26 protein-coding genes and 3 tRNA genes are annotated in these 24,467 nt (G+C 71.8%); 7 read left to right on the top strand and 22 right to left on the bottom strand.

What is annotated here, in order from left to right; all coding sequences use genetic code 11:
* Position 1 precedes the first annotated feature (1 nt).
* The 5 genes from AC2YHB_RS01110 to rplJ all read right to left on the bottom strand — a co-directional run bounded on the left by AC2YHB_RS01110 (position 2) and on the right by rplJ (position 4,001).
* Positions 2 to 829, bottom strand: coding sequence for an MlaE family ABC transporter permease (locus AC2YHB_RS01110; RefSeq protein WP_036550315.1), 828 nt, complete (start codon positions 827 to 829; stop codon positions 2 to 4).
* A gap of 4 nt (positions 830 to 833) precedes the next feature.
* Positions 834 to 1,616, bottom strand: a complete 783-nt coding sequence (locus tag AC2YHB_RS01105; protein WP_036550314.1) for an MlaE family ABC transporter permease — start codon at positions 1,614 to 1,616, stop codon at positions 834 to 836.
* 18 nt (positions 1,617 to 1,634) lie between these two features.
* On the bottom strand, positions 1,635 to 2,597 hold the full coding sequence (locus tag AC2YHB_RS01100) for an ABC transporter ATP-binding protein (protein WP_036550309.1): 963 nt from the start codon (positions 2,595 to 2,597) through the stop codon (positions 1,635 to 1,637).
* A 253-nt stretch (positions 2,598 to 2,850) separates the two neighbouring features.
* A complete protein-coding gene (gene rplL, locus AC2YHB_RS01095; RefSeq protein WP_036550303.1) occupies positions 2,851 to 3,243 on the bottom strand; it encodes a 50S ribosomal protein L7/L12 in 393 nt (130 codons plus the stop codon).
* 80 nt (positions 3,244 to 3,323) lie between these two features.
* Positions 3,324 to 4,001 (bottom strand): 50S ribosomal protein L10, encoded by a 678-nt coding sequence (gene rplJ / locus AC2YHB_RS01090; RefSeq protein ID WP_036550302.1) that lies wholly within the window; start codon positions 3,999 to 4,001, stop codon positions 3,324 to 3,326.
* A gap of 265 nt (positions 4,002 to 4,266) precedes the next feature.
* Here rplJ and AC2YHB_RS01085 point away from each other — a divergent pair, with 265 nt between their 5' ends.
* Positions 4,267 to 5,547: an aspartate aminotransferase type Ic gene (locus tag AC2YHB_RS01085; RefSeq protein ID WP_036550301.1), complete on the top strand. Its 1,281-nt coding sequence runs from the start codon at positions 4,267 to 4,269 to the stop codon at positions 5,545 to 5,547.
* An 89-nt stretch (positions 5,548 to 5,636) separates the two neighbouring features.
* On the opposite strand, the gene AC2YHB_RS01080 is transcribed toward AC2YHB_RS01085, so the two are convergent.
* The 6 genes from AC2YHB_RS01080 to AC2YHB_RS01055 all read right to left on the bottom strand — a co-directional run bounded on the left by AC2YHB_RS01080 (position 5,637) and on the right by AC2YHB_RS01055 (position 9,097).
* Complete coding sequence (locus AC2YHB_RS01080) at positions 5,637 to 6,311, bottom strand: DUF4232 domain-containing protein (protein WP_179649231.1); 675 nt, start codon at positions 6,309 to 6,311, stop codon at positions 5,637 to 5,639.
* An 86-nt stretch (positions 6,312 to 6,397) separates the two neighbouring features.
* The gene (rplA, locus tag AC2YHB_RS01075) at positions 6,398 to 7,117 is read right to left on the bottom strand and encodes a 50S ribosomal protein L1 (RefSeq protein ID WP_036550299.1); all 720 of its coding nucleotides are present in this window, start codon (positions 7,115 to 7,117) and stop codon (positions 6,398 to 6,400) included.
* A gap of 63 nt (positions 7,118 to 7,180) precedes the next feature.
* The gene (gene rplK / locus AC2YHB_RS01070; protein WP_036550298.1) at positions 7,181 to 7,612 is read right to left on the bottom strand and encodes a 50S ribosomal protein L11; all 432 of its coding nucleotides are present in this window, start codon (positions 7,610 to 7,612) and stop codon (positions 7,181 to 7,183) included.
* 135 nt (positions 7,613 to 7,747) lie between these two features.
* Positions 7,748 to 8,674 (bottom strand): transcription termination/antitermination protein NusG, encoded by a 927-nt coding sequence (nusG, locus tag AC2YHB_RS01065; RefSeq protein WP_179649229.1) that lies wholly within the window; start codon positions 8,672 to 8,674, stop codon positions 7,748 to 7,750.
* A 46-nt stretch (positions 8,675 to 8,720) separates the two neighbouring features.
* Complete coding sequence (gene secE, locus AC2YHB_RS01060; protein ID WP_036550658.1) at positions 8,721 to 8,984, bottom strand: preprotein translocase subunit SecE; 264 nt, start codon at positions 8,982 to 8,984, stop codon at positions 8,721 to 8,723.
* Between the two features lie 40 nt (positions 8,985 to 9,024).
* Positions 9,025 to 9,097 (bottom strand) — tRNA-Trp (locus AC2YHB_RS01055).
* A 162-nt stretch (positions 9,098 to 9,259) separates the two neighbouring features.
* Between AC2YHB_RS01055 and AC2YHB_RS01050 the strand changes: the two genes are divergently transcribed.
* Both AC2YHB_RS01050 and AC2YHB_RS01045 read left to right on the top strand, forming a co-directional pair.
* Positions 9,260 to 10,279, top strand: a complete 1,020-nt coding sequence (locus tag AC2YHB_RS01050) for an adenosine deaminase (RefSeq protein ID WP_179649227.1) — start codon at positions 9,260 to 9,262, stop codon at positions 10,277 to 10,279.
* 39 nt (positions 10,280 to 10,318) lie between these two features.
* Complete coding sequence (locus tag AC2YHB_RS01045; RefSeq protein ID WP_179649225.1) at positions 10,319 to 10,951, top strand: DUF4190 domain-containing protein; 633 nt, start codon at positions 10,319 to 10,321, stop codon at positions 10,949 to 10,951.
* A 4-nt stretch (positions 10,952 to 10,955) separates the two neighbouring features.
* On the opposite strand, the gene AC2YHB_RS01040 is transcribed toward AC2YHB_RS01045, so the two are convergent.
* The 10 genes from AC2YHB_RS01040 to AC2YHB_RS00995 form a co-directional block, all read right to left on the bottom strand.
* Positions 10,956 to 11,987, bottom strand: a complete 1,032-nt coding sequence (locus tag AC2YHB_RS01040; RefSeq protein WP_179649223.1) for a UDP-N-acetylmuramate dehydrogenase — start codon at positions 11,985 to 11,987, stop codon at positions 10,956 to 10,958.
* The gene (locus tag AC2YHB_RS01035) at positions 11,980 to 12,381 is read right to left on the bottom strand and encodes a MaoC/PaaZ C-terminal domain-containing protein (protein ID WP_036550289.1); all 402 of its coding nucleotides are present in this window, start codon (positions 12,379 to 12,381) and stop codon (positions 11,980 to 11,982) included. Before AC2YHB_RS01035 ends, AC2YHB_RS01040 begins: the two co-directional genes overlap by 8 nt.
* Entirely contained in the window at positions 12,378 to 12,773 is a 396-nt protein-coding gene (locus tag AC2YHB_RS01030; protein WP_036550287.1) for an FAS1-like dehydratase domain-containing protein, read from the bottom strand. The genes AC2YHB_RS01035 and AC2YHB_RS01030 overlap by 4 nt, the downstream gene beginning before the upstream one ends.
* A gap of 126 nt (positions 12,774 to 12,899) precedes the next feature.
* Positions 12,900 to 13,070 carry a 50S ribosomal protein L33 gene (gene rpmG / locus AC2YHB_RS01025; RefSeq protein WP_028654832.1) on the bottom strand — a complete coding sequence of 57 codons (171 nt, stop codon included), beginning with the start codon at positions 13,068 to 13,070 and terminating at the stop codon, positions 12,900 to 12,902.
* A gap of 58 nt (positions 13,071 to 13,128) precedes the next feature.
* Positions 13,129 to 13,202 (bottom strand) — tRNA-Met (locus tag AC2YHB_RS01020).
* Between the two features lie 66 nt (positions 13,203 to 13,268).
* Positions 13,269 to 13,341, bottom strand: a tRNA-Thr gene (locus AC2YHB_RS01015).
* 73 nt (positions 13,342 to 13,414) lie between these two features.
* Positions 13,415 to 14,818, bottom strand: coding sequence for an amidase (locus AC2YHB_RS01010; RefSeq protein WP_179649221.1), 1,404 nt, complete (start codon positions 14,816 to 14,818; stop codon positions 13,415 to 13,417).
* Between the two features lie 257 nt (positions 14,819 to 15,075).
* Positions 15,076 to 15,792 carry an LrgB family protein gene (locus tag AC2YHB_RS01005; protein ID WP_179649219.1) on the bottom strand — a complete coding sequence of 239 codons (717 nt, stop codon included), beginning with the start codon at positions 15,790 to 15,792 and terminating at the stop codon, positions 15,076 to 15,078.
* The gene (locus tag AC2YHB_RS01000; protein ID WP_036550282.1) at positions 15,789 to 16,181 is read right to left on the bottom strand and encodes a CidA/LrgA family protein; all 393 of its coding nucleotides are present in this window, start codon (positions 16,179 to 16,181) and stop codon (positions 15,789 to 15,791) included. Before AC2YHB_RS01000 ends, AC2YHB_RS01005 begins: the two co-directional genes overlap by 4 nt.
* Entirely contained in the window at positions 16,178 to 17,179 is a 1,002-nt protein-coding gene (locus AC2YHB_RS00995) for a pirin family protein (protein WP_308645568.1), read from the bottom strand. Before AC2YHB_RS00995 ends, AC2YHB_RS01000 begins: the two co-directional genes overlap by 4 nt.
* Before the next feature lie 72 nt (positions 17,180 to 17,251).
* Between AC2YHB_RS00995 and AC2YHB_RS00990 the strand changes: the two genes are divergently transcribed.
* A complete protein-coding gene (locus tag AC2YHB_RS00990) occupies positions 17,252 to 18,370 on the top strand; it encodes a glycosyltransferase (RefSeq protein WP_179649217.1) in 1,119 nt (372 codons plus the stop codon).
* Positions 18,371 to 18,499: 129 nt separating this feature from the next.
* On the opposite strand, the gene mptB is transcribed toward AC2YHB_RS00990, so the two are convergent.
* Positions 18,500 to 20,008, bottom strand: coding sequence for a polyprenol phosphomannose-dependent alpha 1,6 mannosyltransferase MptB (mptB, locus tag AC2YHB_RS00985; protein ID WP_179649216.1), 1,509 nt, complete (start codon positions 20,006 to 20,008; stop codon positions 18,500 to 18,502).
* 151 nt (positions 20,009 to 20,159) lie between these two features.
* Between mptB and AC2YHB_RS00980 the strand changes: the two genes are divergently transcribed.
* From AC2YHB_RS00980 to AC2YHB_RS00970, 3 genes are all read left to right on the top strand, one after another.
* Positions 20,160 to 20,630 (top strand): nitroreductase family deazaflavin-dependent oxidoreductase, encoded by a 471-nt coding sequence (locus AC2YHB_RS00980; RefSeq protein WP_179649214.1) that lies wholly within the window; start codon positions 20,160 to 20,162, stop codon positions 20,628 to 20,630.
* Between the two features lie 62 nt (positions 20,631 to 20,692).
* Positions 20,693 to 23,290 carry a non-ribosomal peptide synthetase gene (locus AC2YHB_RS00975; RefSeq protein WP_179649212.1) on the top strand — a complete coding sequence of 866 codons (2,598 nt, stop codon included), beginning with the start codon at positions 20,693 to 20,695 and terminating at the stop codon, positions 23,288 to 23,290.
* On the top strand, positions 23,290 to 24,306 hold the full coding sequence (locus AC2YHB_RS00970) for an iron ABC transporter substrate-binding protein (RefSeq protein ID WP_487353288.1): 1,017 nt from the start codon (positions 23,290 to 23,292) through the stop codon (positions 24,304 to 24,306). Before AC2YHB_RS00975 ends, AC2YHB_RS00970 begins: the two co-directional genes overlap by 1 nt.
* The last annotated feature ends 161 nt before the right edge of the window (positions 24,307 to 24,467 follow it).

Below are 24,467 nucleotides of genomic sequence, written 5' to 3'. Positions count from 1 at the left end.
GTCACCCCGCCAGCCTGACGGTGGTGGACGCGCCCCAGATCGCCATCGACAGGAAGAGGTCGATCACGTTGATGGCCACGATGCTGGTCCGCACCGCACGGCCCACCGCGACGCCCACGCCCGCGGGACCGCCCGAGGCCGTGTAGCCGTGGTAGCAGTGGATCAGGATGACGACCACCGCGAACACGAGCACCTTGCCGAAGGACCACAGCACGTCGCCGGGTGGCAGGAACTGGTTGAAGTAGTGGTCGTAGGTCCCCGCGGACTGACCGTAGAACTTGGTGACGACCAGCCGGCTCGCGACGTACGACGACAGCAGGCCGACGACGTAGAGCGGGACGATCGCGATCAGGCCACCGACGACCCGGGTCGTGACGAGGAACTGCATCGACGGGATCGCCATCACCTCGACGGCGTCGATCTCCTCCGAGATCCGCATGGCGCCGAGCTGGGCGGTGAAGCCGCAGCCGACAGTCGCGGCCAGCGCGATGCCGGCGACCAGCGGGGCGATCTCGCGGGTGTTGAAGTAGGCCGAGACGAAGCCCGCGAAGGCCGCCGTGCCGAGCTGGTTGAGCGCGGCGTACCCGGACAGGCCGACCTGCGCGCCGGTGAAGAAGGTCATGCCGGCGATGACGCCGACCGTGCCGCCGATGACGGCGAGCGCGCCGGAGCCGAGGGTGACCTCCGCGAGGATCCGCAGGATCTCCCGCGGGTAGTGCATGACGGAGCGCGGGAGCGCCATCAGCACCTTGAGGTAGAAGGACAGCTCGTGGCCGAGGGTGTCCAGGCCCTTCACGGGCCGCTCGTAGATCGCCTTGATGTTCGCCATCGCGCTAACCCGTCTTCGGGGGCACGACCTGCAGGTAGATCGTGCTCAGGGTGAAGTTGACGACGAACAGGAGGAGGAAGGTGATGACGACGGACTCGTTGACCGCGTCGCCGACGCCCTTCGGGCCACCGGCGGCGTTCATGCCCTTGTAGGCGGCGACGATCGCGGCGATGAGGCCGAAGACGAGCGCCTTGATCATGCCGATCCACACGTCGGGCAGCTGGGCGAGCGCGGTGAAGCTGGCGAGGTAGGCACCGGGCGTGCCGTCCTGGAGGATCACGTTGAAGACGTAGCCACCGCCGACACCGACGACGCTGACCATGCCGTTGAGGAAGACGGCGACGAGCATGCAGGCGAGCACGCGCGGCACGACCAGGCGCTGGATCGGGTCGATGCCCAGCACCATCATCGCGTCGAGCTCCTCACGGATCTTGCGGGCACCGAGGTCGGCCGCGATGGCCGAGCCGCCGGCACCGGCGATCAGTAGCGCCGTCGCGATCGGTCCGGCCTGCTGGATGACCGCGAGCACGGACGCGGAGCCGGTGAACGACTGCGCGCCGAACTGCTTGATGAGGCCACCGACCTGCAGCGCGATGACCGCGCCGAAGGGGATGGCGACGAGCGCGGTCGGCACGATCGTGACCGAGGCGATGAACCACGCCTGTTGGAGGAACTCACGCGTCTGGAACGGACGTCGGAAGAGTCCCCGCCCCACGTCGAGCGCGAAGGCGAAGAGCTTCCCAGCCGTTCCGACAGGCTGGAGAACCCGAGCGGCTGTCAGAGACATGGGGCGAAGGTGCTCCGGTCAGTGCTGCGAGGATCCACTGGCGTGCTCGGCTTCCTTGGTGAAGGAACCCGGGGGCGGCGTGATGCCGTTCTCCCGGCACCAGGCGCCGGGCGCGCGCTGGGCGCGACGCGGGATGCCGTTGGAGGGCTCGAGCTGCAGCGGGATGGGCGGGAGCGGCGGGAGGTCCATGTCCTTCTCAGCGGCCAGCTGGTCGGCGTCCTTCTCCTCGGACATGCCGATCGGGCCGACGGTCTGCGCGTTGAGGAACTGGCGCACGACCGGCTCGTCGGACGACAGCAGCATCTCGCGCGGGCCGTACATGGCCAGGTGCTTGTGGTAGAGCAGGCCGATCTGGTCGGGCACGATCCGGACCGAGTGGATGTCGTGCGTCACGATCAGGAAGGTCGCGTCGATCTGGGCGTTCAGGTCGACGAAGAGCTGGTTGATGAACGACGTGCGCACGGGGTCGAGGCCCGAGTCCGGCTCGTCGATCAGCAGGATCTCGGGGTCGAGCACCAGCGCGCGGGCCAGGCCGGCACGCTTGCGCATACCACCGGAGATCTCACCGGGGAGCTTCATCTCCGCGCCGAGCAGACCGACGAGGTCCATCTTCTCCATGACGATGTCACGGATCTCGGACTCGCCCTTCTTGGTGTGCTCGCGCAGCGGGAAGGCGACGTTGTCGTAGAGGTTCATCGAGCCGAACATCGCGCCGTCCTGGAACAGCACGCCGAACAGCTTGCGGACCTCGTAGAGCTCCTTCTCGGAGCAGGAGGCGATGTCGGTGCCCTCGATGACGATCGAGCCCTCGTCGGGCTTGACCAGGCCGATCAGCGCCTTGAGGAAGACGGACTTGCCCGTACCGGACGGGCCGAGCATCACGGAGATCTCGCCTGCGGGCAGGGTGAGGGTCACGCCCTTCCAGATCAGCTGCTTGCCGAACTGCTTCGTCAGGTTCGTCACCGCTACATCGACGCCCATGTTGACCTCTTCCTACGTCCGCTGACCCGGCTCGTGCTGCGAGGGAACAACGCAGCCACGTGGCGCACGTTACGCGTAAACCGTGGCGGCCGTCACGCCGACCCGTCCATCGGGATCGCGAAAGTACTTGCGAGTAGCACTACCGGGTAACCAGCGTGACCTGCTACGCGGCAGCGGGAGCCGTTGCAAAAAGGCCGAGGCCGGCAGAGCGCTGCTCTGCCGGCCTCGTGGTGCTGAACGAGTCAGCGAGGGGTCACTTGAGGGTGACGGTGGCGCCGGCGCCCTCGAGGGCCTCCTTGGCCTTGTCAGCCGTCTCCTTGTTGACCTTCTCGAGGATCGCCTTCGGGGCGCCCTCGACGAGGTCCTTCGCCTCCTTGAGGCCGAGGGAGGTCAGCGCGCGGACCTCCTTGATGACGTTGATCTTCTTGTCACCAGCGGCCTCGAGGACGACGTCGAACTCGTCCTGGGCAGCGGCCTCCTCGGCACCGCCCGCGGCGCCGCCGGCGGCGGGGGCAGCGGCAACGGCAACGGGAGCAGCGGCGGTGACGCCGAAGGTCTCCTCGAACTGCTTCACGAACTCGGAGAGCTCGATGAGGGTCATCTCCTTGAACGCGTCGAGGAGCTCGTCGGTGGTGAGCTTCGCCATGGTGGCGGTTCCTTTCTCAGGTGGTCGGCGCGCGTACGTCGCGCGCCGGCCGGGTTTCAGGTGGTGGTGACGCCGGGGCCTCAGGCCTCGGCGGTGTCGCCCTCGTCAGAGGCAGCGTCGGCGGCGGGCTCCTCGGGAGCCGCCTCCTCAGCGGGAGCCTCGTCGGCGGGGGCCTCGGCCTCAGCGGCCGGGGCCTCCTCGGCGGCGACCGGCGTACCGGCACCACCTGCGAGGATCGAGGGGTCCTCCTGGGCCTTCGCCTCCAGGGCGCCGGCGAGCCGGGCAGCCTGGGCGAGCGGGGCGTTGAGGAGGTAGACGGCCTGGCTGAGCGAAGCGAGCATCGCGCCCGCCAGCTTGCCCAGGAGCACCTCGCGCGACTCGAGATCGGCCAGCTTGGCGATCGCGGACGCGTCGAGGAGGTTGCCGTCCAGAACGCCACCCTTGATCACGAGGGTGGGGTTCGCCTTGGCAAAGTCACGCAGACCCTTGGCCGCCTCGACGACGTCGCCCTTGATGAAGGCGATCGCGGTCGGACCGGTCAGCAGGTCGTCGAAGCCATCGATGCCCGCCTCCTTGGCGGCGAGCTTGGCCAGCGTGTTCTTGACCACGGCGTAGTTGGCGTTCGCACCGAGGGAGCGGCGAAGGTCCTGCAGCTCCTTGACGGTGAGACCGCGGTACTCGGTCAGCACAGCGCCTGCGGACTCGCTGAACGACTCAGCGATCTCCGCGACGGCGGCCTGCTTGTCTGCCCGCGCCATGGGTCTCCTTCCGGTGGGAGACCGCCGCGATGGACCGGGAAATGAAGGACGCCCCGAGCGCAGGCGCTCAGGGCGTGGACATCGGGCACGTGGCGCCCGGTGCTGCTCTGATCCCCTGCGCAGGCCGTCCGCATCTCGCGGAACCTTCGGTCAGGACTGGCAGCCCTGACAACCGGCGGTCTTAAGGTTTCGTGGAGAAGGCTACGGCGCTGCTCGCGGCGATACCAAATCGCGGACCGCTCGGCCGGTGCGACAAGATGGTCCCGTGACCTCCTCGACGCCGCTCGCCGACCTGTCCGCCGACGACCTCGCCGCGCGCCTGACGACGGTCCGCGCCGACTACGACGCGCTCAAGGAGCGCGGGCTGAAGCTCGACCTCACGCGCGGCAAGCCGGGCGCCGACCAGCTCGACCTGTCGAACGCGCTGCTGGGCCTGCCGACGTCGTACAAGGACCGGGCGGGCACGGACGTGCGCAACTACGGCGGCCTCGACGGCCTGCCGGAGCTCCGCGAGATCTTCGCCGACCTGCTCGGCGTGGACGTCTCGACCGTCGTCTGCGGCGGCAACTCGAGCCTGACGATGATGTACCAGGTGCTGACCGCCCTCATCCTCAAGGGTGGCCCCGACTCCCCGCGGCCGTGGTCGCAGGAGCCGGTCGTGAAGTTCGTCTGCCCCGTGCCCGGCTACGACCGTCACTTCACGATGCTCGCCGAGCTCGGCATCGAGATGGTGACCGTGCCGATGACCCCCGACGGCCCCGACCCGGTCGCCGTGCGGGCGCTGGTCGCCGACGACCCGAGCGTCAAGGGCATGTGGATCGTGCCGACCTACGCCAACCCGACCGGAGCCGTGTGCTCCGCCGAGGTCGCCGCCGAGCTGATGGCGATGCCGACGGCCGCGCCGGACTTCCGGATCTTCTGGGACAACGCCTACGCCGTGCACCACCTGACCGACGACGAGATCAAGAGCGCCGACGCGCTCGGCCTCGCCGCCGCGTCGGGCCACCCGAACCGGCCGATCATGTTCGCCTCGACCTCGAAGATCACCTTCGCGGGCGCCGGCGTCGCGGCGCTCGCCGCCTCGCCCGAGAACCGTGCCTGGTACCTCCAGCGGCTCGGCTTCGCGGCGATCGGCCCCGACAAGGTCAACCACCTGCGTCACGTCGAGTTCTTCGGCGACGCCGACGGCGTGCGGGCCCACATGCGCAAGCACCGCGACCTGATCGCCCCCAAGTTCGCCGCGGTCGAGGACGCCCTCACCGGCCGGCTCGCGGGCCTGGGCATCGCCGAGTGGACCGTCCCCACCGGCGGCTACTTCGTCAACCTCGACGTCCTCGACGGTACGGCGGCCCGCGTGGTCACCCTCGCCAAGGAGGCCGGCATCGCGCTGACCCCCGCCGGCTCGGCCTTCCCCCACAGCAACGACCCCAACGACCGCAACATCCGGCTCGCGCCGACCTTCCCGGTGCTGGCCGAGGTGGAGGCCGCGATGGCCGGGGTGGCCGTGTGTGTCGAGCTGGCGGCGCTGGAGAAGCTGACGGCCTGAGCGGGCTGCATGAATCCCCGGTCGACCGGGGATTCATGCACTTGTCAGGTGTTGCAACGCCCGACAAGTGCAGGCATTGCCCGACAACATCAGCCGGCGACGAACGGCGCCAGCCGGATCGTCGTGAACTGGCCGATGTCGATGCGCTCCCCGTCGGCCACCGCGGGCACCGGGACGGGGACCTGGCCCGACGCCAGCTGGACGACCAGCATCGACGCCTGCTCGGACTCGGCCCCGGCGAGGTCGCCGGTCCACTCGATCAGGGCGGCGGCCCGCTCCCCCGGCGCCAGCCGGACGGGCACCGCCGCGATCGGCTCGCCGTTCAGGTCCCGGTCGGTGTGCTCGACCTCGGGCACGAACCGCGACCCCCACGCGCCACGCACGCCGATGCCGGGCACGCCCTCCACGACGCAGGACCGGTCCGAGTCGTTGCGCACCTCGATCCGCGAGTAGCGGTGGCCCAGGGAGAGGTCGAAGCCCGCCAGTCTCACGAAGACCTGGTCGCGGGTGCAATGGCCGTCGGCCGCGACCGATGCCCGTGTGCGCAGGAGCGCGGTGAGCGCGGCTCCGTCGAGGTCGTCGTCCTTGGCCGGCGGCGGGCCGTCCAGCTGCTGGTCGTAGCCGGGAGGGACCTCCTCGAGGCCCGGTGGCGCCGTGGTGCCGACGGACTCGACCGGGGCGTCCGCGCCGGGCTCCGAACCGTCATCGGTCGAGCAGGCCGGGAGCACCAGAACGACGAGCAGCGTCCCGAGAAGTCGCCTCACGCGCCCACCCTACGAAGGTGCCGGAAATGTACGACGCCCGCCGTCCCTTGCGGGAGCGGCGGGCGTCGTACTGGCTGGAGCCTGGGTCAGGCGGTGGCCTCGTCCTCGACCGCGACGTTCTTGATGCGGTTGGGGTCGACCTGGACGCCGGGGCCCATGGTCGTGGAGACGGTGACCTTCTTCAGGTAGCGGCCCTTGGAGCTGGCCGGCTTGAGCCGCAGCACCTCCTCGAGGGCGGCGGCGTAGTTCTCCGCGAGCTGGGTCTCGGAGAAGGACGCCTTGCCGATGATGAAGTGCAGGTTGGCGTGGCGGTCGACGCGGAACTCGATCTTGCCGCCCTTGATGTCGGAGACGGCCTTGGCCGGGTCCGGGGTGACGGTGCCGACCTTGGGGTTCGGCATGAGGCCACGGGGGCCGAGCACGCGACCGAGGCGGCCGACCTTGCCCATCAGGTCCGGGGTGGCGACGACGGCGTCGAAGTCGGTCCAGCCGCCGGCGACCTTGTCGATCAGCTCGTCGCTGCCGACGAAGTCCGCGCCGGCCTCGCGGGCGGCCTCGGCCTTGTCACCGTTCGCGAACACGAGGACGCGAGCGGTCTTGCCGGTGCCGTGGGGCAGGTTGACGGTGCCGCGCACCATCTGGTCGGCCTTGCGGGGGTCGACGCCGAGGCGGAAGACGACGTCGACGGTCTCGTCGAACTTCTTCTTGCTGGCGGTCTTCGCGATCTTGATCGCGGCGAGCGGCGCGTAGAGCTCGTTCTTGTCGAACGTCTCCGCAGCCGCGCGGTAGGTCTTGCTGCGCTGCATGGTGATTCCTTAAGTAGAGGAGGAGGTGTGGTCAGCGGGCCAGCGCGGCCCTTCCACGGTTCTTCAGCCGTCGATGGTGACGCCCATGGAGCGGGCAGTGCCCTCCACGATCTTCATGGCGGCGTCGATGTCGTTGGCGTTGAGGTCGGGGAGCTTCGTCGTCGCGATCTCGCGCACCTGGTCCTTGGTCAGCTTGCCGACCTTCTCCTTGTGCGGGACGCCCGAGCCCTTCTTGAGGCCGGCGGCCTTCTTGATCAGCTCAGCGGCCGGCGGCGTCTTCGTGATGAAGTCGAACGACCGGTCCTCGTAGATCGTGATCTCGACCGGGATGACGTTGCCGCGCATGGACTCGGTCTGGGCGTTGTACGCCTTGCAGAAGTCCATGATGTTGACGCCGTGGGGACCGAGCGCGGTACCGACCGGCGGAGCCGGGGTGGCCGAGCCGGCCTGCAGCTGCACCTTGACGAGTGCGGCGATCTTCTTCTTGGGAGGCATTCCTCTATCTCTTTCTCTCGTGGTCATGACGAGGAGCTGTTGGACAGCCCTCTGCCACCTGCGTGACCCGGCCGGAGCCGGGCAACCCAGACATTCTTCCGCGCGCGGGCGCGGGAGTGAAATTCCGGCGGTCGGTCAGACGCGCTGGATCTGCGCGAACGACAGCTCGACCGGGGTCTCGCGGCCGAAGATCTCGACCAGGGCCTTGACCCGCTGGGCCTCGGCGTTGATCTCGGTGATCGTGGCGTGCAGCGTCGCGAAGGCGCCGTCGACGATGAGGACCGAGTCGTTGACGCCGAAGTCGACGACCTCGACCGGCTTCTTCGCGGGAGCGGCGCTCGTCGTACCACCACCGGAGGCGGCAGCGGCCTCGGCCTCGGCGGCCGCGGCGGTGACGACGGCGGGGGCGAGCATCTTCTCGACCTCGTCCATGCTCAGCGGCACCGGCTGGTGGCTGTGGCCGACGAAGCCGGTGACCGACGGGGTGTGGCGCACGGCGGCCCACGACTCGTCGGTGAGGTCCATGCGGACCAGCACGTAGCCGGGGAGAACGGTGCGCTTGACCATCTTGCGCTGGCCGTTCTTGATCTCCGCGACCTCCTCGGTGGGGACCACGATCTCGTGGATGTAGTCCTCCATGTTGAGGGAGTGGATCCGGTTCTCGAGGTTCTGCTTCACCCGGTTCTCCATGCCGGAGTAGGTGTGCACGACGAACCAGTCGCCCGGCTTGGCCCACAGCTCGCGGCGGAACGCCTCGAGCGGGTCCTCGTCAGCAGCCTCGGCGGGCTCGTCCTCAGCGGCCTCGTCCTCGGCGTCCTCGGCGTCCTCGACGTCGTCGGCGGCGTCCTCGGCGGGCTCGTCGGCCTCGTCCTCGACGGCGGCGATCTCGTCAGCACCCTCGACGTCGACGGTCTCGTCGACCTCGACGGCCTGCTCGGTGTCGTCCGCCTCGAGGGTCGCCTCGAGGGCGTCCTCGTCAGCGGCCTCCACGGCCTCGACCTGGTCGGCCGCCTCGTCGATCTCGGGGGCCGAGTCGTACTGCTCCGACACGTGCTGCTCCATCAGTTGTTCGAAAATGTCGCCGACAACCCCACCCGGGAGGGAGGGATCAGATGTCGTCCGCGCCGGTGAAGACCTCGAACGCGAGCTTGCCGAGACCCAGGTCCAGCAGCGACACGAGCGCGATCATCACGAGAACGAACGCGAGGACGACGAAGAAGTAGGTCACCAGCTGGTCGCGGGTGGGGTAGACCACCTTGCGCAGCTCGGCGACGACCTGGCGGTAGAAGGTCACCGGACCGGTGCGCTTCTCGGGGTGCTTGCCGCCCGAGGAGTCCTTGTGACCCCCGCGGACTGCCGGAGCGTCCGACACGCTGCTCACCCTTTCGCCACTTCGACTACGTCATCTCTTGCAGGGCACGAGGGACTTGAACCCCCAACCCTCGGCTTTGGAGGCCGATGCTCTGCCAATTGAGCTAGTGCCCTTCGGGCTTCTCCCGAGTCGTTCCCGACCAACGTCCGGGCGCGACTCATCATGTGGAGGAACCACCAGTGGGTGACTCTACCCACCCGACCCACACCGGTCCAAAGCCGGCCCGCCCCGACTCCGCGGGCACGGCGCTGGAGGGGCGCCCCTACGATGGCGCCGTGCGGGACCTCCATGCTCTACCCAAGGCCCACCTCCACCTGCACTTCACCGGTTCCATGCGGCACGCGACGCTGCTCGAGCTCGCCGAGCGCGACGGCATCCACCTGCCCGACGCACTCGTGGCGGAGTGGCCGCCGCAGCTGACGGCGGCGGACGAGAAGGGCTGGTTCCGGTTCCAGCGCCTGTACGACGTCGCACGCTCCGTGCTGCGGACCGAGGACGACGTGCGCCGGCTCGTGCGCGAGGCCGCCGAGGACGATGTCGCCGACGGCGGCCGTTGGCTGGAGATCCAGGTCGACCCGAGCGGCTACGGCGGCCGCTTCGGCGGGATCACCGCCTTCACCGACCTGGTCCTCGACGCCGTGCGCGACGCGTCCGAGCGCACCGGCCTGGGCATGGCGGTCGTGATCGCCGCCAACCGGACCCGGCACCCGCTCGACGCCCGCACCCTCGCCCGGCTGGCCAGCCAGTACGTCGACCGGGGCGTCGTCGGCTTCGGGTTGTCGAACGACGAGCGGCGCGGGCGCACCGAGGACTTCGCGGGCGCGTTCGCGATCGCCGAGAGGGCGGGCCTCCTGCTGGCTCCGCACGGCGGCGAGCTGCGAGGACCGGAGCACATCCGCACCTGCCTCGACTCGCTGCACGCCGGACGACTGGGGCACGGGGTGCGGGCCGCCGAGGACGCCGACCTGCTGAAGCGGATCGTCGACACCGGTGTCGCGCTCGAGGTGTGCCCCGTCTCGAACGTCGCGCTCGGGGTCTACTCCGACCTGACCTCCGTGCCGCTGCCGACGCTGCTGGAGGCCGGCGCGACGATCGCCCTCGGCGCCGACGACCCGCTCCTGTTCGGGTCGCGGCTGGCCGGGCAGTACGCCACGATGCGCGCGGCCCACGACCTCTCCGACGCCCAGCTCGCCGAGCTCGCCCGGATGTCGCTGCGGGCCAGCAACGCCCCGCAGGATCTGCGGGAGCGCGCGCTGGCCGACATCGACGCCTGGCTGGCCGCACCGGACTCCTGATCCCGTTTCCACCGGGTCCGCGGATGGAAGGATGAGGCCATGAGCGAGCAGCCGCCCCTGGCGTCCCCGTCCGGCCCGGAGCCGAGCCCCGACGACTCCCCGGCCTACGGCGACGTGGGCGGCGCGGCGGCTCCCGGCGCGGAGCCGACCCGGATGGTCCCGCCCGCACCCAGCCCCTCCTTCGACAAGCCGACGCCCGAGGGCCCGTCGTACGACAGCGCTCCACCGCCCCCGCCCGCCGGCGGTGGGTACGGCGGCTACGGCGCGCCCGGTGCCGGCGCTCCCGGCGGGCCGGGCTGGGCGCCGTACCCGGTCAACCCTCCGGGGGGCGCGCCCTACCAGGTCAACCAGCAGTACGTCGCCTTCGGCGCCCCGACCCACCAGCTCGCGACCACGTCGCTCGTGCTGGGCATCGTCGGGATCGCGGGGATCCTGCTGACGCCGTTCCTCCTGATCACCTTCGTCGCGGCGGCCTGCTCCCCGTTCGCGATCTGGCTGGGGGTGCGCTCGCGACGCGAGATCCGCGCCAACCCGCGGCAGTACGGCGGCGAGGGCGTCGCGACGGCCGGCCTCGTCACCGGCATCATCGGGGTGGTCCTCGGCGTGATCGGCCTGCTGCTGATCCTGGCGTTCTTCGTCTTCCTGGCCGCGGTGTTCAGCACCGGCGCCTGAGCCGTCAGAGGCTGGTGCCGACCAGCACCGGCTCGTTGACCAGGGTGATCCCGAACCGTTCGCGCACCCCGTCGCGGACCTCGCGGGCCAGGTCGAGCAGCTCGGCCGTCGTGGCGCCGCCGCGGTTGGTCAGCGCCAGCGTGTGCTTGGTCGACAGCGAGACCCGCGCCCCCGGCCGGTCGAGGCCGTGGCCCTTGCCGAAGCCGGCGTGGTCGATCAGCCACGCGGCGCTGGTCTTCACGCTCCCGTCCGGCTGCGGGTACGACGGCGCACCGTCGGGCACCAGCGCAGGGTCGACGATGGGGTTGGTGAAGAACGAGCCTGCGCTCCACGTGTCGTGGTCGGCCGCGTCGAGCACCATCCCCTTGCCGCGGCGCAGGCCGAGCACGGCCTCCCGGACCTCGGCCAGCGGTGCGCGCTCCCCCTGCTCGACGCCGAGGGTGCGGGCGAGCTCGGCGTACGCGACCGGCGCGGACAGCTCGCCGGCGTGGAACTCGAAGGTGACGTCGAGGACGAGGTGCCGTGCGGGGTCGGCCTTGAACCGCGAGTGGCGGTAGGCGAAGCGGCACTCCTCGGCGGAGAAGGTGCGCTGGCCCTTGAGCACGCGGTCCCAGACCCGCACGCGGGCGATCGTCTGGGCCACCTCCTGGCCGTAGGCGCCGACGTTCTGCACCGGGGTGGCGCCGGTGGTCCCGGGGATGCCGGAGAGCGCCTCGACGCCCACCCAGCCCTCCGCGACCGCGCGCGCCACGAAGCCGTCCCACGGCTCCCCCGCGGCGACGGTCACGCTGGCGACGCCGCAGGCGTCCCCGTCGACGTGCACCCCGCCGCCGACGAGGTGGACGACCGTCCCGGCGAAGCCCTCGTCGGCCACGACGAGGTTGCTGCCGCCGCCGACGAGCAGCACCGACTCCCCGGCGGCATCCGCCTCGGTCACGGCCGCGACGAGGGCGTCGGCGTCCGCCACCGGCACGTAGCGGCCGGCGGGGCCGCCGAGCCGCAGGGTGGTGAGGTCGGCGAGCGTGGGGTCAGGCACGGACGACGGCCTTGGGCGCCCCGAGCACCTTCGTGCCGTCGACGGTGATGGTCAGCGCGAGCGGCAGCAGGCCGTCGTCGGTGCGCTCGCCGACGGTCCCGGCCAGGGTCACCCGCGCCGCGCCCTCAGCGGGTACGACGACCGGCGCGACGAACTTCGCGCCGATCTCGACGACCTCGGCTCCCCCGGTCCACTCGCCGACCGCGCGGCCGACGAGCGCCAGGGTGTACATCCCGTGGGCGATCACGCCGGGGAGGCCGACCGCGAGGGCGATCTCCTCGTCCTGGTGGATCGGGTTGTGGTCGCCGCTGGCGTGGGCGTAGGCGACCAGGTCGGCGCGGGTCACGTCGTAGGTGATCGCGGGCAGCTCGGCCCCGCTGGTCAGCTCGCTCATGCGGCACCTCCGCGGTGGACGATGGTGGCGGTCGCCGTACACACGACGGCGCCGGAGGCGTCGGTGATCTCGCTCGACGTGCTGATGATGTCGTTGCCGCCGATCGAGCGGACGCCGGTCACGGTGAGCGTGGCGGTCAGCACGTCACCGACCACGACGGGGCGCTCGTAGCGGAAGCGCTGGTCGCCGTGGACGATGCGGGACAGCTCGATCTGCTCGGCCGCGAGGAAGTCCTGGAGCGCGGCGAAGGTGACGACGATGGGGAAGGTCGGCGGGACGGCGTCGCCGGTGCTGCCACCGACCGCGTCGACGAAGGCCCGGACGGCCTCCTCGGTCACGGTCGTGGGCTGCGTCGGGGGGAAGGCGCGTCCGACGAGGGAGTCGCTCGGCATGGCCCGACCCTAGTCGGGGCCTCCGGCTACTCGCGAGTCAGTGCGGCCGGCGCGCGCGGGAGCACGACGAAGGCCCGCCACCCCGGTGGGGCGACGGGCCTTCGGAGCGCTCGGCGAGCGCTGCGATCAGCGGGTCTCGCGGTGCGCGGTGTGCTTGCGGCAGCGCGGGCAGAACTTCGACAGCTCGATGCGGTCGGGGTCGTTGCGCCGGTTCTTCTTCGTGATGTAGTTGCGCTCCTTGCAGTCCACGCAGGCAAGCGTGATCTTGGGGCGAACGTCAGAGCTCTTGCTGGCCACGGGAAGTCCTTCTGGATGCGTCTTGGGGGTACTGCTGGTGCTGCTTCGTCATCTGGCGTAGCGGGGGCGGGACTCGAACCCGCGACACCACGATTATGAGCCGTGTGCTCTAACCACCTGAGCTACCCCGCCAGGGGCGGCAGGGCTCCCGCCTCCCCGGGCCGTTTCCGGCTCGGATCGGCGGACCCTGGCTCCCAGAGCCCCTTTACGGAATCGAACCGTAGACCTTCTCCTTACCATGGAGACGCTCTGCCGACTGAGCTAAAGGGGCAACGCCGGAGAACTATATACGGGCCCCCGTGCGGCGCGAAATCGGCGTGCACTTCGCGCGCGAGGCAGGGGTTCTACGCCTGGATCCGGGCGAACGGCCGGGCCTCCTCGAGCTCGTAGGCGAGCGCGATCAGGAGCGCCTCGTGGCCCGGCGCGGCGCCGAACATCATCCCCTGCGGGAGCCCGCCCGCCGTGGTCGCGAGGGGCAGGGAGATCGCGGGGGCACCGGTGACGTTCTGCCACGGCGTGAAGGCCACCCAGTCGAGCAGCTTGTCCATGATCACGTCGAAGGACTGGGTCGGGTCGAGGTGGCCGATCTTCGGGGTCTCGGTGGCCAGGGTGGGGGTGAGCGCGACGTCGTACCGCTCGTAGTAGAGCTCGGCCTGTGCGGCCGCCCGCTTGAGGCGGGTGATCGCGCCCGGCACCCGGTGCAGGTTGCGGCGCGCGTGACGGGCCAGGCCGAGGGTGAGGTTGTCGTGGCGGGAGCGGTCCCACGTGCGCCCGTGCGCGGGTCGGCCCATCGCCAGCATCGCCTGCGCCAGCAGCGCCCAGTAGAGCAGGAAGTCGTCGGCGAACGACGGCCCGACGGGGACGTCGGACTCGGTCACCGTGTGGCCGAGGTCCTCCAGCAGCGCGGCGATCTGCTCGGTCAGCGCCTTGGTCGCGGCGTCGGCACCGCGGCCGACACCCGAGGTGTTCAGCGCGATCCGCAGGCGGCGCTTGCCGGGGCGGGTGAGGTCGCCGATCGGCGGCAGCTCGAGGGTGCGGTGGATCCGCTCGGCCTCGCGGTAGAACGCGGCCGTGTCACGCACGGAGCGGGTCACGACGCCGTCGGACACGATCCGGATCGGCATGTCGCGGAAGACCTTGTCCTGCGCCAGCCGGCCACGGGTGGGCTTCAGGCCGACGAGACCGTTGACGGCCGCCGGGATGCGGATGGACCCGCCGCCGTCGTTGGCGTGGGCGATCGGGACGACACCCGCGGCGACCAGCGCCGCGGAGCCGGAGCTCGAGGCGCCGGCGGAGTGCTCGGTGCTCCACGGCGTCCGTACGGCGCCGAGCCGGGGGTGCTCCGCGGACCCGCTGAAGCCGTACTCCGACAGCTGGCTCTTGCCGAGCGCGACCATCCCGGTCGCGAGGTACATCGCGGCGAAGTCGCCGTCCTTCCTCATCGGCCGCGGCTCCCACGCGTCCGTGCCGGAGCGGGTCGGCATGCCGGCGACGTCGACGTTGTCCTTCACCAGCGTGGGCACGCCCGCGAAGAAGGAGCTCCCCGGCTGGACGCTGCGGGCCTCGGAGCGGGCCCGCTGGACGGCCGTGTAGGCCATCGCGTTCAGGTGGTCGTCGACCGTCCCGAGCCGGGCGACGGCCGCGTCGACCACCTCCAGGGGCGAGACCTTGCCGGCCCGCAGGTGCTCGGCCAGGCCGACCGCGTCGAGGTCGCCGAGGGCATCGTCGGTGAAGGAGTGCACGCGCATGCAGGGAAACTAACGGCTCGGCGACGCCCAGGCGTCCGACCACGGTCGGAGTTTCGGAGGCTTCTGGTGGCCGCGAGGTGTGCGGTCCTCTCCGCCGAAGTGGGCCGGTTTCTCCGCCGAAGTGGGCCGGTTTCTCCACCGAGGTGTGCGATGGTCCCCAGCGGCGGCCGCACGGAGTCACACCTCGACGGAGAAACCCTCACACCTCGACGGAGAAACCCTCACACCTCGACGGAGAAAGCCTCACACTTCGCGCGTCAGAACAGCACCAGGGCGAGCACCGGGACGAGCAGGCTGATCGCGAGCGCGGTCAGGCCCATCGACAGCCCGGCGAAGGCCCCCTCCGTCTCGTCCTCGCGCAGCATCCGGGAGGCACCGACCCCGTGGGAGACCGCGCCGATCGCGAGCCCCCGGGCCCGTCGGTCCCGGACGCGGAGCAGGTTGAGGGTCGACGGGCCGATGACGGCCCCGACGATGCCGATCAGGATCACCAGCACCGCGGCGAGCGGCGGGATCCCGCCGAGCGACTCCGTGACCGCGATCGCGACCGGGGTCGTCGCCGCCTTCGGCGCGAGCGTCCGCTCCAGCTCCTCGTCGGCGCCCAGCGCCCGCGCCAGCAGGACCGCCGAGACGATCGACACGACGGCACCGACGGTGACGGCGACCAGCATCGGGACCGCGAAGCCCTTGAGCCGGTCGGCCTGGCGGTGCAGCGGGATCGCCAGCGCGACCGTCGCCGGGCCGAGCCAGAAGGCGACGAGCTCGGTGGCCGAGCGGTACGACGGGTAGTCGACGTCGAGCAGCGTGATCGCGGCACCGACGACCGCGACCGCCACGAGCACCGGCTGCGCGGCCGCGTGGCCATCGGTGCGCTCCTGGACCCACCGGCCCAGCTGGTAGCCGACCAGCGTGACGCCGAGCAGGCCGAGCGGCGAGCGGGCGACCTCGAGGGCCGCGTCGAGGGGGCTGCTCACGCCGCCCCCGGTGCCGTCGGGTCGGCCCCGAGGTCGTCGCGGGGCTTGCCGAGCAACCGCTCGAGGAGCACCGCCGTCCAGGCCACCGCGACCAGTCCGAGGAACCACGAGCCGAGGATCGCGACCGTGATCGGCAGGGCGTCGCGGCCGAGCACCGACCAGTACGCCACCACCCCGACGCCCGCCGGGATGAAGAACAGCTGCAGGTGGCGCAGCAGGCCGGAGCCCGCGCGCACGAGCGAGCGGCTGTCGTCGTACCGGCGCAGGCGGAGGAAGACGAAGAGCACCAGCATCCCGACGACCGGGCCGGGCACGGGCAGGTCGGCGACGCGCACCACCAGCTCCCCGACGAGCTGGAACCCCACCAGCCAGGTCAGGCCAGCGATCACCGGCGCTCTCGCAGGCGGGCGTTCGGCAGGCCGGGCGCGGGGATGGGCCGCAGCGGCTGGTCGGGTACGACGCCGAACCGCCCCGGCGCGACGAGGCGGCTGTCGGGCAGCACCTCCCCCGAGTCCGGGTCGGTGATCTGGCCCTGCCAGGCGGCGCGGTAGTCGACGATCTCGTCGTGGGTGCGGCCCACGAAGTTCCACCACATCACGATCGACTCTCCGAACGGCGGGCCTCCGAGCACCAGCACGCGAGCGCCCTCGTCGCCGGCGACCAGGCGGATCTCCTGGGCGCCCGTCGGCACGTAGGCGAGGTCGGACGCCTTGGCGTCGAGGTCACCGACCGTGACCGAGCCGAGGTCGACGAGGACCCCGTGCTCGAAGGTCTCGTCGACGGGGACCACGAGGGTCGTGCCGGGGTCGAGCACCACCTCGGCCCCGAGCAGCGGCGTGAAGGTCGCGACCGGCGAGCTGTCGCCGAGCAGCGAGCCGAGGAAGACGTGGGCCCGCCAGCCGTCACCGGCGACCTGCTCGGGCGCGTAGTGCTCGAAGCCCGGGTCGGTGTCGCGGTCGGCGTCGGGCAGCGCGACCCAGAGCTGGGCACCGTGCAGGACCGTGGTCTCCGGGGTCGACACCTCGGAGTGGCTGATGCCGCGGCCGGCGGTCATCAGGTTGACCTCCTGGGGGCGCACCATGGCGACGTTGCCGGCGCTGTCGCGGTGCTCGATCTCGCCCGTGAACAGCCAGCTGACCGTCTGCAGCCCGGTGTGCGGGTGGGGCGCGACCTCCATGCCGCCGCTCTCGCTCACCAGGTCCGGGCCGTAGTGGTCGAGGAAGCACCAGGCACCGATCAGCGACCGGTGCCGCTGCGGCAGCGTGCGGCGTACCGGCATCGCACGGGGGCCGCCGAGCGGCACCTCACGCGGCGTCATCAGCTCCACGCCCGCCGCCTGACGGCTCTCGCAGACGACCGGGTCCGGGTCCTTCTCGGGATTGCTCACACCTCAGTATCCTTCCGCGCCCGTCAACCGTGTGGTGGGCATCAGTTCATCCGCTGTCGTCATCGTGGCCCCGTGCGGATCGCCCAGCTGGCCAACTTCGTCGGAGCCACCTCCGGGGGCATGCGGACCGCGATCGAGCACCTCGGCCGGGGGTACGTCGACGCGGGAGCCGAGCGACTCCTCGTCATCCCCGGACCGGTCGACACCGTGACGTCGACCGAGCTCGGCGAGGTGGTCCAGGTCCGCGCACCCCGCGTCGGCGGCGGCTACCGGCTGATCGTCGAGCCCTGGCGGGTGACGGAGGTGCTCGAGCGCTGGCAGCCGACCAGCGTCGAGTGGAGCGACAAGCTGACCCTGCTGCCCGTCGCCTGGTGGGCGCGGCGCAACGGGGTGCGGTCGGTGCTGCTGTCCCACGAGCGGATGGGCGACATGTTCGCGATGCGCTCCGGCCTCGACACCACCTCGAAGGTCTCCATCGGCCTGCTCAACCGGCTGCTGGTCCGCAGCTTCGACACCGTCGTGGTGACCTCGCGCTACGCCGAGGAGGAGTTCCGGCTGGTCGCCGCCGCGGCCGGGTGCCCCGTCGAGCGGGTGCCGCTCGGCGTCGACCTGGACACCTTCCGTCCCGTCCCACGGGAGTCGCGGGCAGGCAGGCGGGAGCTGCGGCTCGTCCACGCCGGCCGGCTCTCCCGGGAGAAGTCCCCGCACCTGGCCGTCGCGACTGCCGTCGAGCTGCACCGGCGCGGCGTACCGCTGCGGATGGACGTGTACGGCGAGGGCCCGCACCGCGACGAGCTCGAGGAGATCGCGGAGGGCGCGCCCGTCCACTTCCACGGGTACGTCGACGGGCGCGACGCGCTGCGCGACCGCATCGCCGCCGCCGACGTCGCCCTGTCCGTCTGTCCCGGCGAGACCTTCGGCCTGGCCGTGCTGGAGGCGCTCGCCTGCGGCACGCCGGTGGTCACCGCGGACCGCGGAGGCGCGCGCGAGCTCGTCGACCGCGCCTGTGGCGCCTGGGGAAGCCCGACCCCGGCGGCCCTCGCCGATGCCGTCCAGCGGCTCGCGGCGCGCCCCGAGGACGTCGTACGACGGGCGGCGCGTCAGCGCGCGGAGCAGTTCGGCTGGGACCGCACCGTCGCCCGGATGCTCGCCCTGCACGCCGGGGAGCGGGTCGGGGTGCTCAGCGCCTGACACCTCGACCGTGCAGAAGTGACACTTCGGCGGAGAAGCCCTGACACTTCGGCGGAGAAACTCTCACACTTCGGCGGAGAAACCCTCACACTTCGGCGGAGAAACCCTCACACTTCGGCGGAGAAACCCTCACACCTCGGCGGGTGGGCGGGCGGGGGCGAGCGGGGCCACGACGCGGGCGACGGACTCGCGGGCGCTGCGGGTGAGGAGGAGGACCGGCATCAGCAGCGCGACGGTCATCGAGCCGAGCACGATCGCGTAGTAGGCGCCGTGCAGCGAGGAGTCGAGCGGCGCGACGAGGCCGAGCAGCATCGAGATGCCGACGAGGGCGCCCATGGCGTGCGGGCGCAGCCTCTGGGTGGCGAGGAACGGCGGCAGCATCAGGAAGTACCAGAGGTGCACGACCGGGGAGAGCAGCACGAAGGCGGCACCGGCCGTGGCGACCCCTGCCAGCGCGGTACGCCGCTCGCCCGTCCGCCACCCGAGCGCCACCCACGCCCCGATGCCCAGGGCAGTGAGCAGGCCCAGGGCGCGGACGAGGTCGCGGAAGAAGGCGGGGCCGGTGGGGATGCCGAGGTGGAGGGCCAGGAAGTCGAGGATGCCGCCGACCAGCGTGGTCGCCGACAGCGGGGTGTTGACCTCGCCGGGGACGGTCAGGGCGTGCAGCCAGCCGTTGCCGAGGCCGGTGACGACGCCGAGGCCGAGCAGGGTGCCGACCGCGACGGCGCCCACCGACGCGAGCCGGCGCAGTCGCGGCAGCAGCGCCGCGCCGACGGGCAGGGACACGAGCGCGATGCCGACGCAGACCAGTCCCCCGGGCACCTTCACCCCCGCGGCGAAGCCGGCGACCACCGCGCCCCAGGCCCAGCCGCGCTCGGCAGCCACGACGAGCGCGGCGGCCATCAGGCCGACCATGAGCAGGTCGTTGTGCAGCCCGGCGACGCCGTTGGCGATCATCAGCGGCGAGACCAGCACGACCGCCGAGGCGATCGCCGGGTTGGCCCCCGTCCAGGCGGCCAGCCGCGGCACCGACCAGGCGAGGAGCGCCAGGCCCACGAGCGCCAGGCCTCGGTGGGCGACCACGAGGGCCCACGGGTTGCCCGTCGTACCGGCGGCGAGGGCGCCGAAGAACACCGGCACCGGGCCGTAGGGCGTCGCGGTGTCCCACCACAGCGGGTCGACGGCCTGCACGATCGGCGGGGCGGTCAGCCAGGTCGGCAGCGGCAGGAAGTTGTCGGGCGCGAGCGCGCCGGGACCCCACTCGTAGGGCGAGAGCCCGACCCTGGCGAGCATGCCCTGGGCGGCGTAGGACCATCCGTCGCGGGAGAACAGCGGCGGGGCGAGCACGAGCGGCGCGCACCACACGGCCGACGCGAAGCGCACCAGCGCGACGCCCTCCCGGGTGTCGCCGGTCTCCCGGTCGCCGACCGCGACGGTGCGGCACAGCCGCAGCCAGGCGCTCGCCAGCAGGCCGAGACCGGCCAGGACGAGCACCAGTCCCGCCATCCGGCCGACCTCGTGACCGCGGATCGAGCCGAGCACGGCGATCCGCAGGACGGGGGTCGACTGCGGCAGCGTGGCCGTGACGAGACCGCCGAGGAACACCAGCACCCCGCCGAGGAGCCCACGCGTGATCACGAAGCGGACCGTAGGGCGGCCCGGCGTCGGGCGGTTGAACGAACGGGCAACGGCGCGGGTGGGAACGGCGAAGTCCGCAAGCAGGGACACCAGATGAGTGAGTCCAAGTTCTCGCACGCTCCCTTGCACTCACTCATCTAGGGTTCGCCGCATGGGCCTGTTCACCCCCGTCGCGATCAAGCTCGGCGCCCAGCCGTGGATGCCGCGCCTGCTCCCCCAGATCACGTGGACCGACCAGCACCTCCAGCGCCTCACGAGGCGCCGGGTCAGCCTCGTCGGCCTCGCCGGGCTGCCGAGCCTGCTGCTGACCGTGAAGGGCCGCAAGAGCGGCATCTCGCGCTCGACGCCCCTGCTGTGCGTCCCGTGGCAGGGCGGCTGGCTGATCGCCGGCTCCTCGTTCGGCGCTCCGAAGCCGCCCGTCTGGTCGGCGAACCTCCGCGCCGCCGAGACCGTGGAGATCGACTACCACCGCCGTCACCACACCTGCACCTGGCGCGAGCTGACCGGCGCGGAGAAGGAGAAGGCGTGGGCGCACATGGTCACCGTGTGGCCCAACTACGACAAGTACGTCGAGTGGACCGACCGGGTGATCCCCGTGTTCCTGCTCACGCCGCAGGGCTGAGCCGCCCACAAGTTAGGACAGGCTTTCTGTACTGAGGGCAGCCTTGCTTTAGCCTTCCTGTCATGGGGAAAGGCACAGCCGGTGCACAGGTCGTGGCGGGGTTCGCCGTCGACCTCGCGCGCCACGGCGACGCGCCCGCCCTCCACGCCGGCGGCCGCTCGGTCAGCTACGCCGAGCTCAACCGCCGGGTCGCCGACGCCCGCACCGCGCTCGAGTCGCTGACCGCGCAGGGCCGGCGCCACCTCGTCCGGCTCCGCCCCGAGCCCACCGTCGAGTTCGTCGTCGCGTGGCTCGCCGCCCTCACCGGCGGCCACGCCACCCTCCTGTCCCGCGACCCCGCGCTCGCCGCCGCCTACGGCACCTCCATCGAGTACGACGCCGGCGGCTGGCGCCCGACCGGCACGCTCGCGCCGGTGCTCCACCCGGACCTCCGGCTGCTGCTGAGCACCTCGGGCTCGACGGGGTCCCCCAAGCTGGTGCGGCTGTCGGCGGCCAACCTGGACGCCAACGCGGCCGCCATCGCGTCGTACCTGGGGCTCCGGGAGGACGACGTCGCGCTGACCACGCTCCCCCTCGACTACTGCTACGGCCTGTCGGTGCTGCACAGCCACCTCGCCGCGGGCGCGTCCGTGCTGCTCGACGACCGGTCGGTGACCGAGCCGGGCCTGTGGGCCGACGCGCGGTCGCACGGCGTGACGTCCTTCGCGGGGGTGCCGTACACCTTCGACCTGCTCGGCTCGACCGGCTGGCCGCAGCTGCCGACGCTGCGCCAGGTCACGCAGGCCGGCGGCCGGATGGCACCCGAGCGGGTGCGCGCCCTCGGCGCACAGGGCGAGACCGAGGGCTGGGATCTGGTCGTGATGTACGGCCAGACCGAGGCGACGGCGCGGATGGCCTGGCTGCCGCCCCACCTGGCGAGCACCCACCCGCACGCCGTCGGTGTCGCGATCCCCGGCGGCTCGTTCCGGCTGGACCCCGTCGAGGGTGCCGGCCCGGACGTCGGCGAGCTCGTGTACGCCGGCCCCAACGTGATGATGGGCTACGCCGAGTCGCCACTCGACCTGGCCCGTGGCGCGGACCTCGACGAGCTGCGCACCGGCGACCTCGCCCGGATCTCCGCCGACGGGCTGGTCGAGATCGTCGGGCGGCGCTCGCGCTTCGCCAAGCTCTTCGGCCAGCGGATCGACCTCGACCGCGTGCAGACCCTGCTCGGCCTCGGCGGCCACGACGCCGGGTGTGCCGAGGCGTCCGACGCGGAGCAGCTCGTCGTCGCCGTCCCGGGCGAGCCGGACGCGCTCGTGCTGGCCGAGGTGGCGGCGACCGTGTCCGGCGACACCGGGCTGCCGCCGCACGCCGTCCGCGTCGTGCCGGTCGCCGACCTGCCCCGACTCGCCAACGGCAAGCTCGACCAGCAGGCCCTCGCCCGCCTGCAGCCGGTTCCCGAGACCGGGCCCGGCTCGCCGGTGCAGTCGCTGGTCCGGCTCTACGGCCGCGTCCTCGGCCGCGACGTCGTCGGCCCCCAGGACTCGTTCGTCACGCTCGGCGGCGACTCCCTGTCCTACGTCGAGCTCTCGCTCCGCCTCGAGCAGCGCCTCGGCCGGCTCCCGTCGGACTGGCAGCGGCGCACGATCGCCGACCTCGCGCTCCTCGACCGCACCGGTGACGGCGCGGACGGTGCGGGCGGGGCGGACGGGGCGACGCGGGCCCGGCGGCACCGGTGGTTCGCCCGCGTCGACACCACGATCCCGCTGCGGGCACTCGCGATCGTGATGATCGTCGGCTCCCACACCAACCTCTGGGTGCTGGTCGGCGGTGCACACGTGCTGCTCGCCGTCGCCGGCGCCAACTTCGCGCGCTTCCACCTCACCGACGAGGACTCCCGCGAGCGCGTCCGGCGCGTCGTCCGGTCCGCCGCCCGCATCGCGGTCCCCTCGATCGCGTGGATCGGCGCGGTCCACGTGGCCACCGGCATGTACCCGTGGCGCACGGTCCTCCTGCTCAACGACGTCCTCGGCGGCGCCGACTGGTCCGAGCCGGCCTGGCACTTCTGGTTCGTCGAGGTCGTGCTGCTGCTCGCGCTGGGCGCCGGCCTGTTCGCGTCGGTGCCGGTGGTCATGGCGCTCGAGCGGCGGCACCGGTTCGGGCTCGCCGCCGCGCTGACCGCCCTGGCGCTCGTCCCGCGGTGGTGGGCCGACCTGGCGTCGTACGACGGCGACGTGATCCACTCCTCGCTCTTCGTCGCCTGGCTGTTCGCCGGCGGCTGGGCGGCGGCGGTCGCGCGCGGTGTCCCGCAGCGTGCCGTGGCGGCCGGCCTGCTGCTGCTCGGCACGTGGGACCTCACCGGCGACACCCGCCGCGACCTGATCATCGCGGTCGGCCTGCTGGCGCTGGTCTGGCTGCCGACGGTGCCGTGGCCGCGGGTGCTCGTCGGCGCGACCGGGACGCTCGCCAGCGCATCGCTCTACATCTACCTCACGCACTGGCAGGTCTACCCGCGGCTGGAGGACCACTGGCCGCTGGGCGGCCTGCTCGCGTCGCTGGCCGTCGGCGTGCTCGCCTGGCGCGTCGTCGAGCGGGCCCAGGCCGCGTCCTGGGCCGGGCTGACCGACCGGATCCGACCTCACTACGCTCGCCACCAACTCACCCGACAGGAAGCCTGATGAACAAGCAGCAGCTCGTGCGCGCCGTCCTCGGCGCCGCGGCCCTCACGCTGGTCGCCCCGCTCCTCGCCGCCTGCGGCGACGACGAGCCCAAGCTCGTGATCTACAACGCCCAGCACGAGCAGCTGCTCGAGGAGCTGGCGCCGAAGTTCACCGAGGAGACCGGCATCGAGGTCGAGCTGCGCAACGGCAAGGACCTCGAGCTGTCCAATCAGCTGGTCCAGGAGGGCGACGCGTCGCCCGCCGATGTCTTCCTGACCGAGAACTCGCCGGCGATGTCGCAGGTCGAGGCCGCCGGGCTGTTCGAGAAGCTCCCGGCCGACCTCGTCGCGCCGATCCCGGCGCAGTACCGGCCCACGAGCGGCCTCTGGACCGGCTTCGTCGCGCGCTCCACCGTCCTCGTCTACAACACCGACCAGGTGCAGGAGTCCGACCTGCCGGCGTCGCTGATGGACCTCGCGAAGCCGGAGTGGAAGGGCCGCATCGCCTTCTCCCCCGCCGGGGCGGACTTCCAGGCCATCGTCGCCGCGGTGCTCGACCTCGAGGGCGAGGACGCGACGAAGGCCTGGCTCGCGGGCATCAAGGCCAACGGCAAGGTGCTCGACGGCAACAACGTCGTGCTGGAGCAGGTCAACTCCGGCGAGGTCGAGGTCGGCATCGTCTACCACTACTACTGGGAGCGCGACCGCAAGGAGAACGGCGACGTCAGCGACCACTCCGCGCAGTACTACTTCACCGACCAGGACCCGGGCGCCTTCGTCAGCGTCTCCGGCGCCGGTGTGCTGAAGTCGAGCGACATGAAGGACGAGGCGGAGCAGTTCATCGAGTTCCTCGTGGGCGAGAAGGGCCAGCAGGTCCTCGCCGACAGCTACGCGCTGGAGTACCCGCTCAACCCGGCCGTCGAGCTCCCGGGCGTGACCAAGAAGTTCAGCAAGCTGCAGCCCCCGGAGGTCAACGTGTCCGACCTCGACTCGAAGAAGGTCGTTGACCTGATGACCGAGGTCGGCTTCCTCTGACCGACGGGACCAGCACGCGACGACCCCTCGCAGCCACGCGGCCGCGAGGGGTCGCCGCGCCCACCCCGCCGCTCCTCCTGGTCGGCCTGGCGATCGCGGCGCTGACCCTCGTCCCGCTCGGCTACGTCCTCTTCACCACCGCCGAGCTCGGCGGTGGTGAG

The sequence above is a fragment of the Nocardioides sp. SRI_004 genome (assembly GCF_057586415.1).
This window is presented reverse-complemented; position numbering and strand designations above follow the sequence as displayed.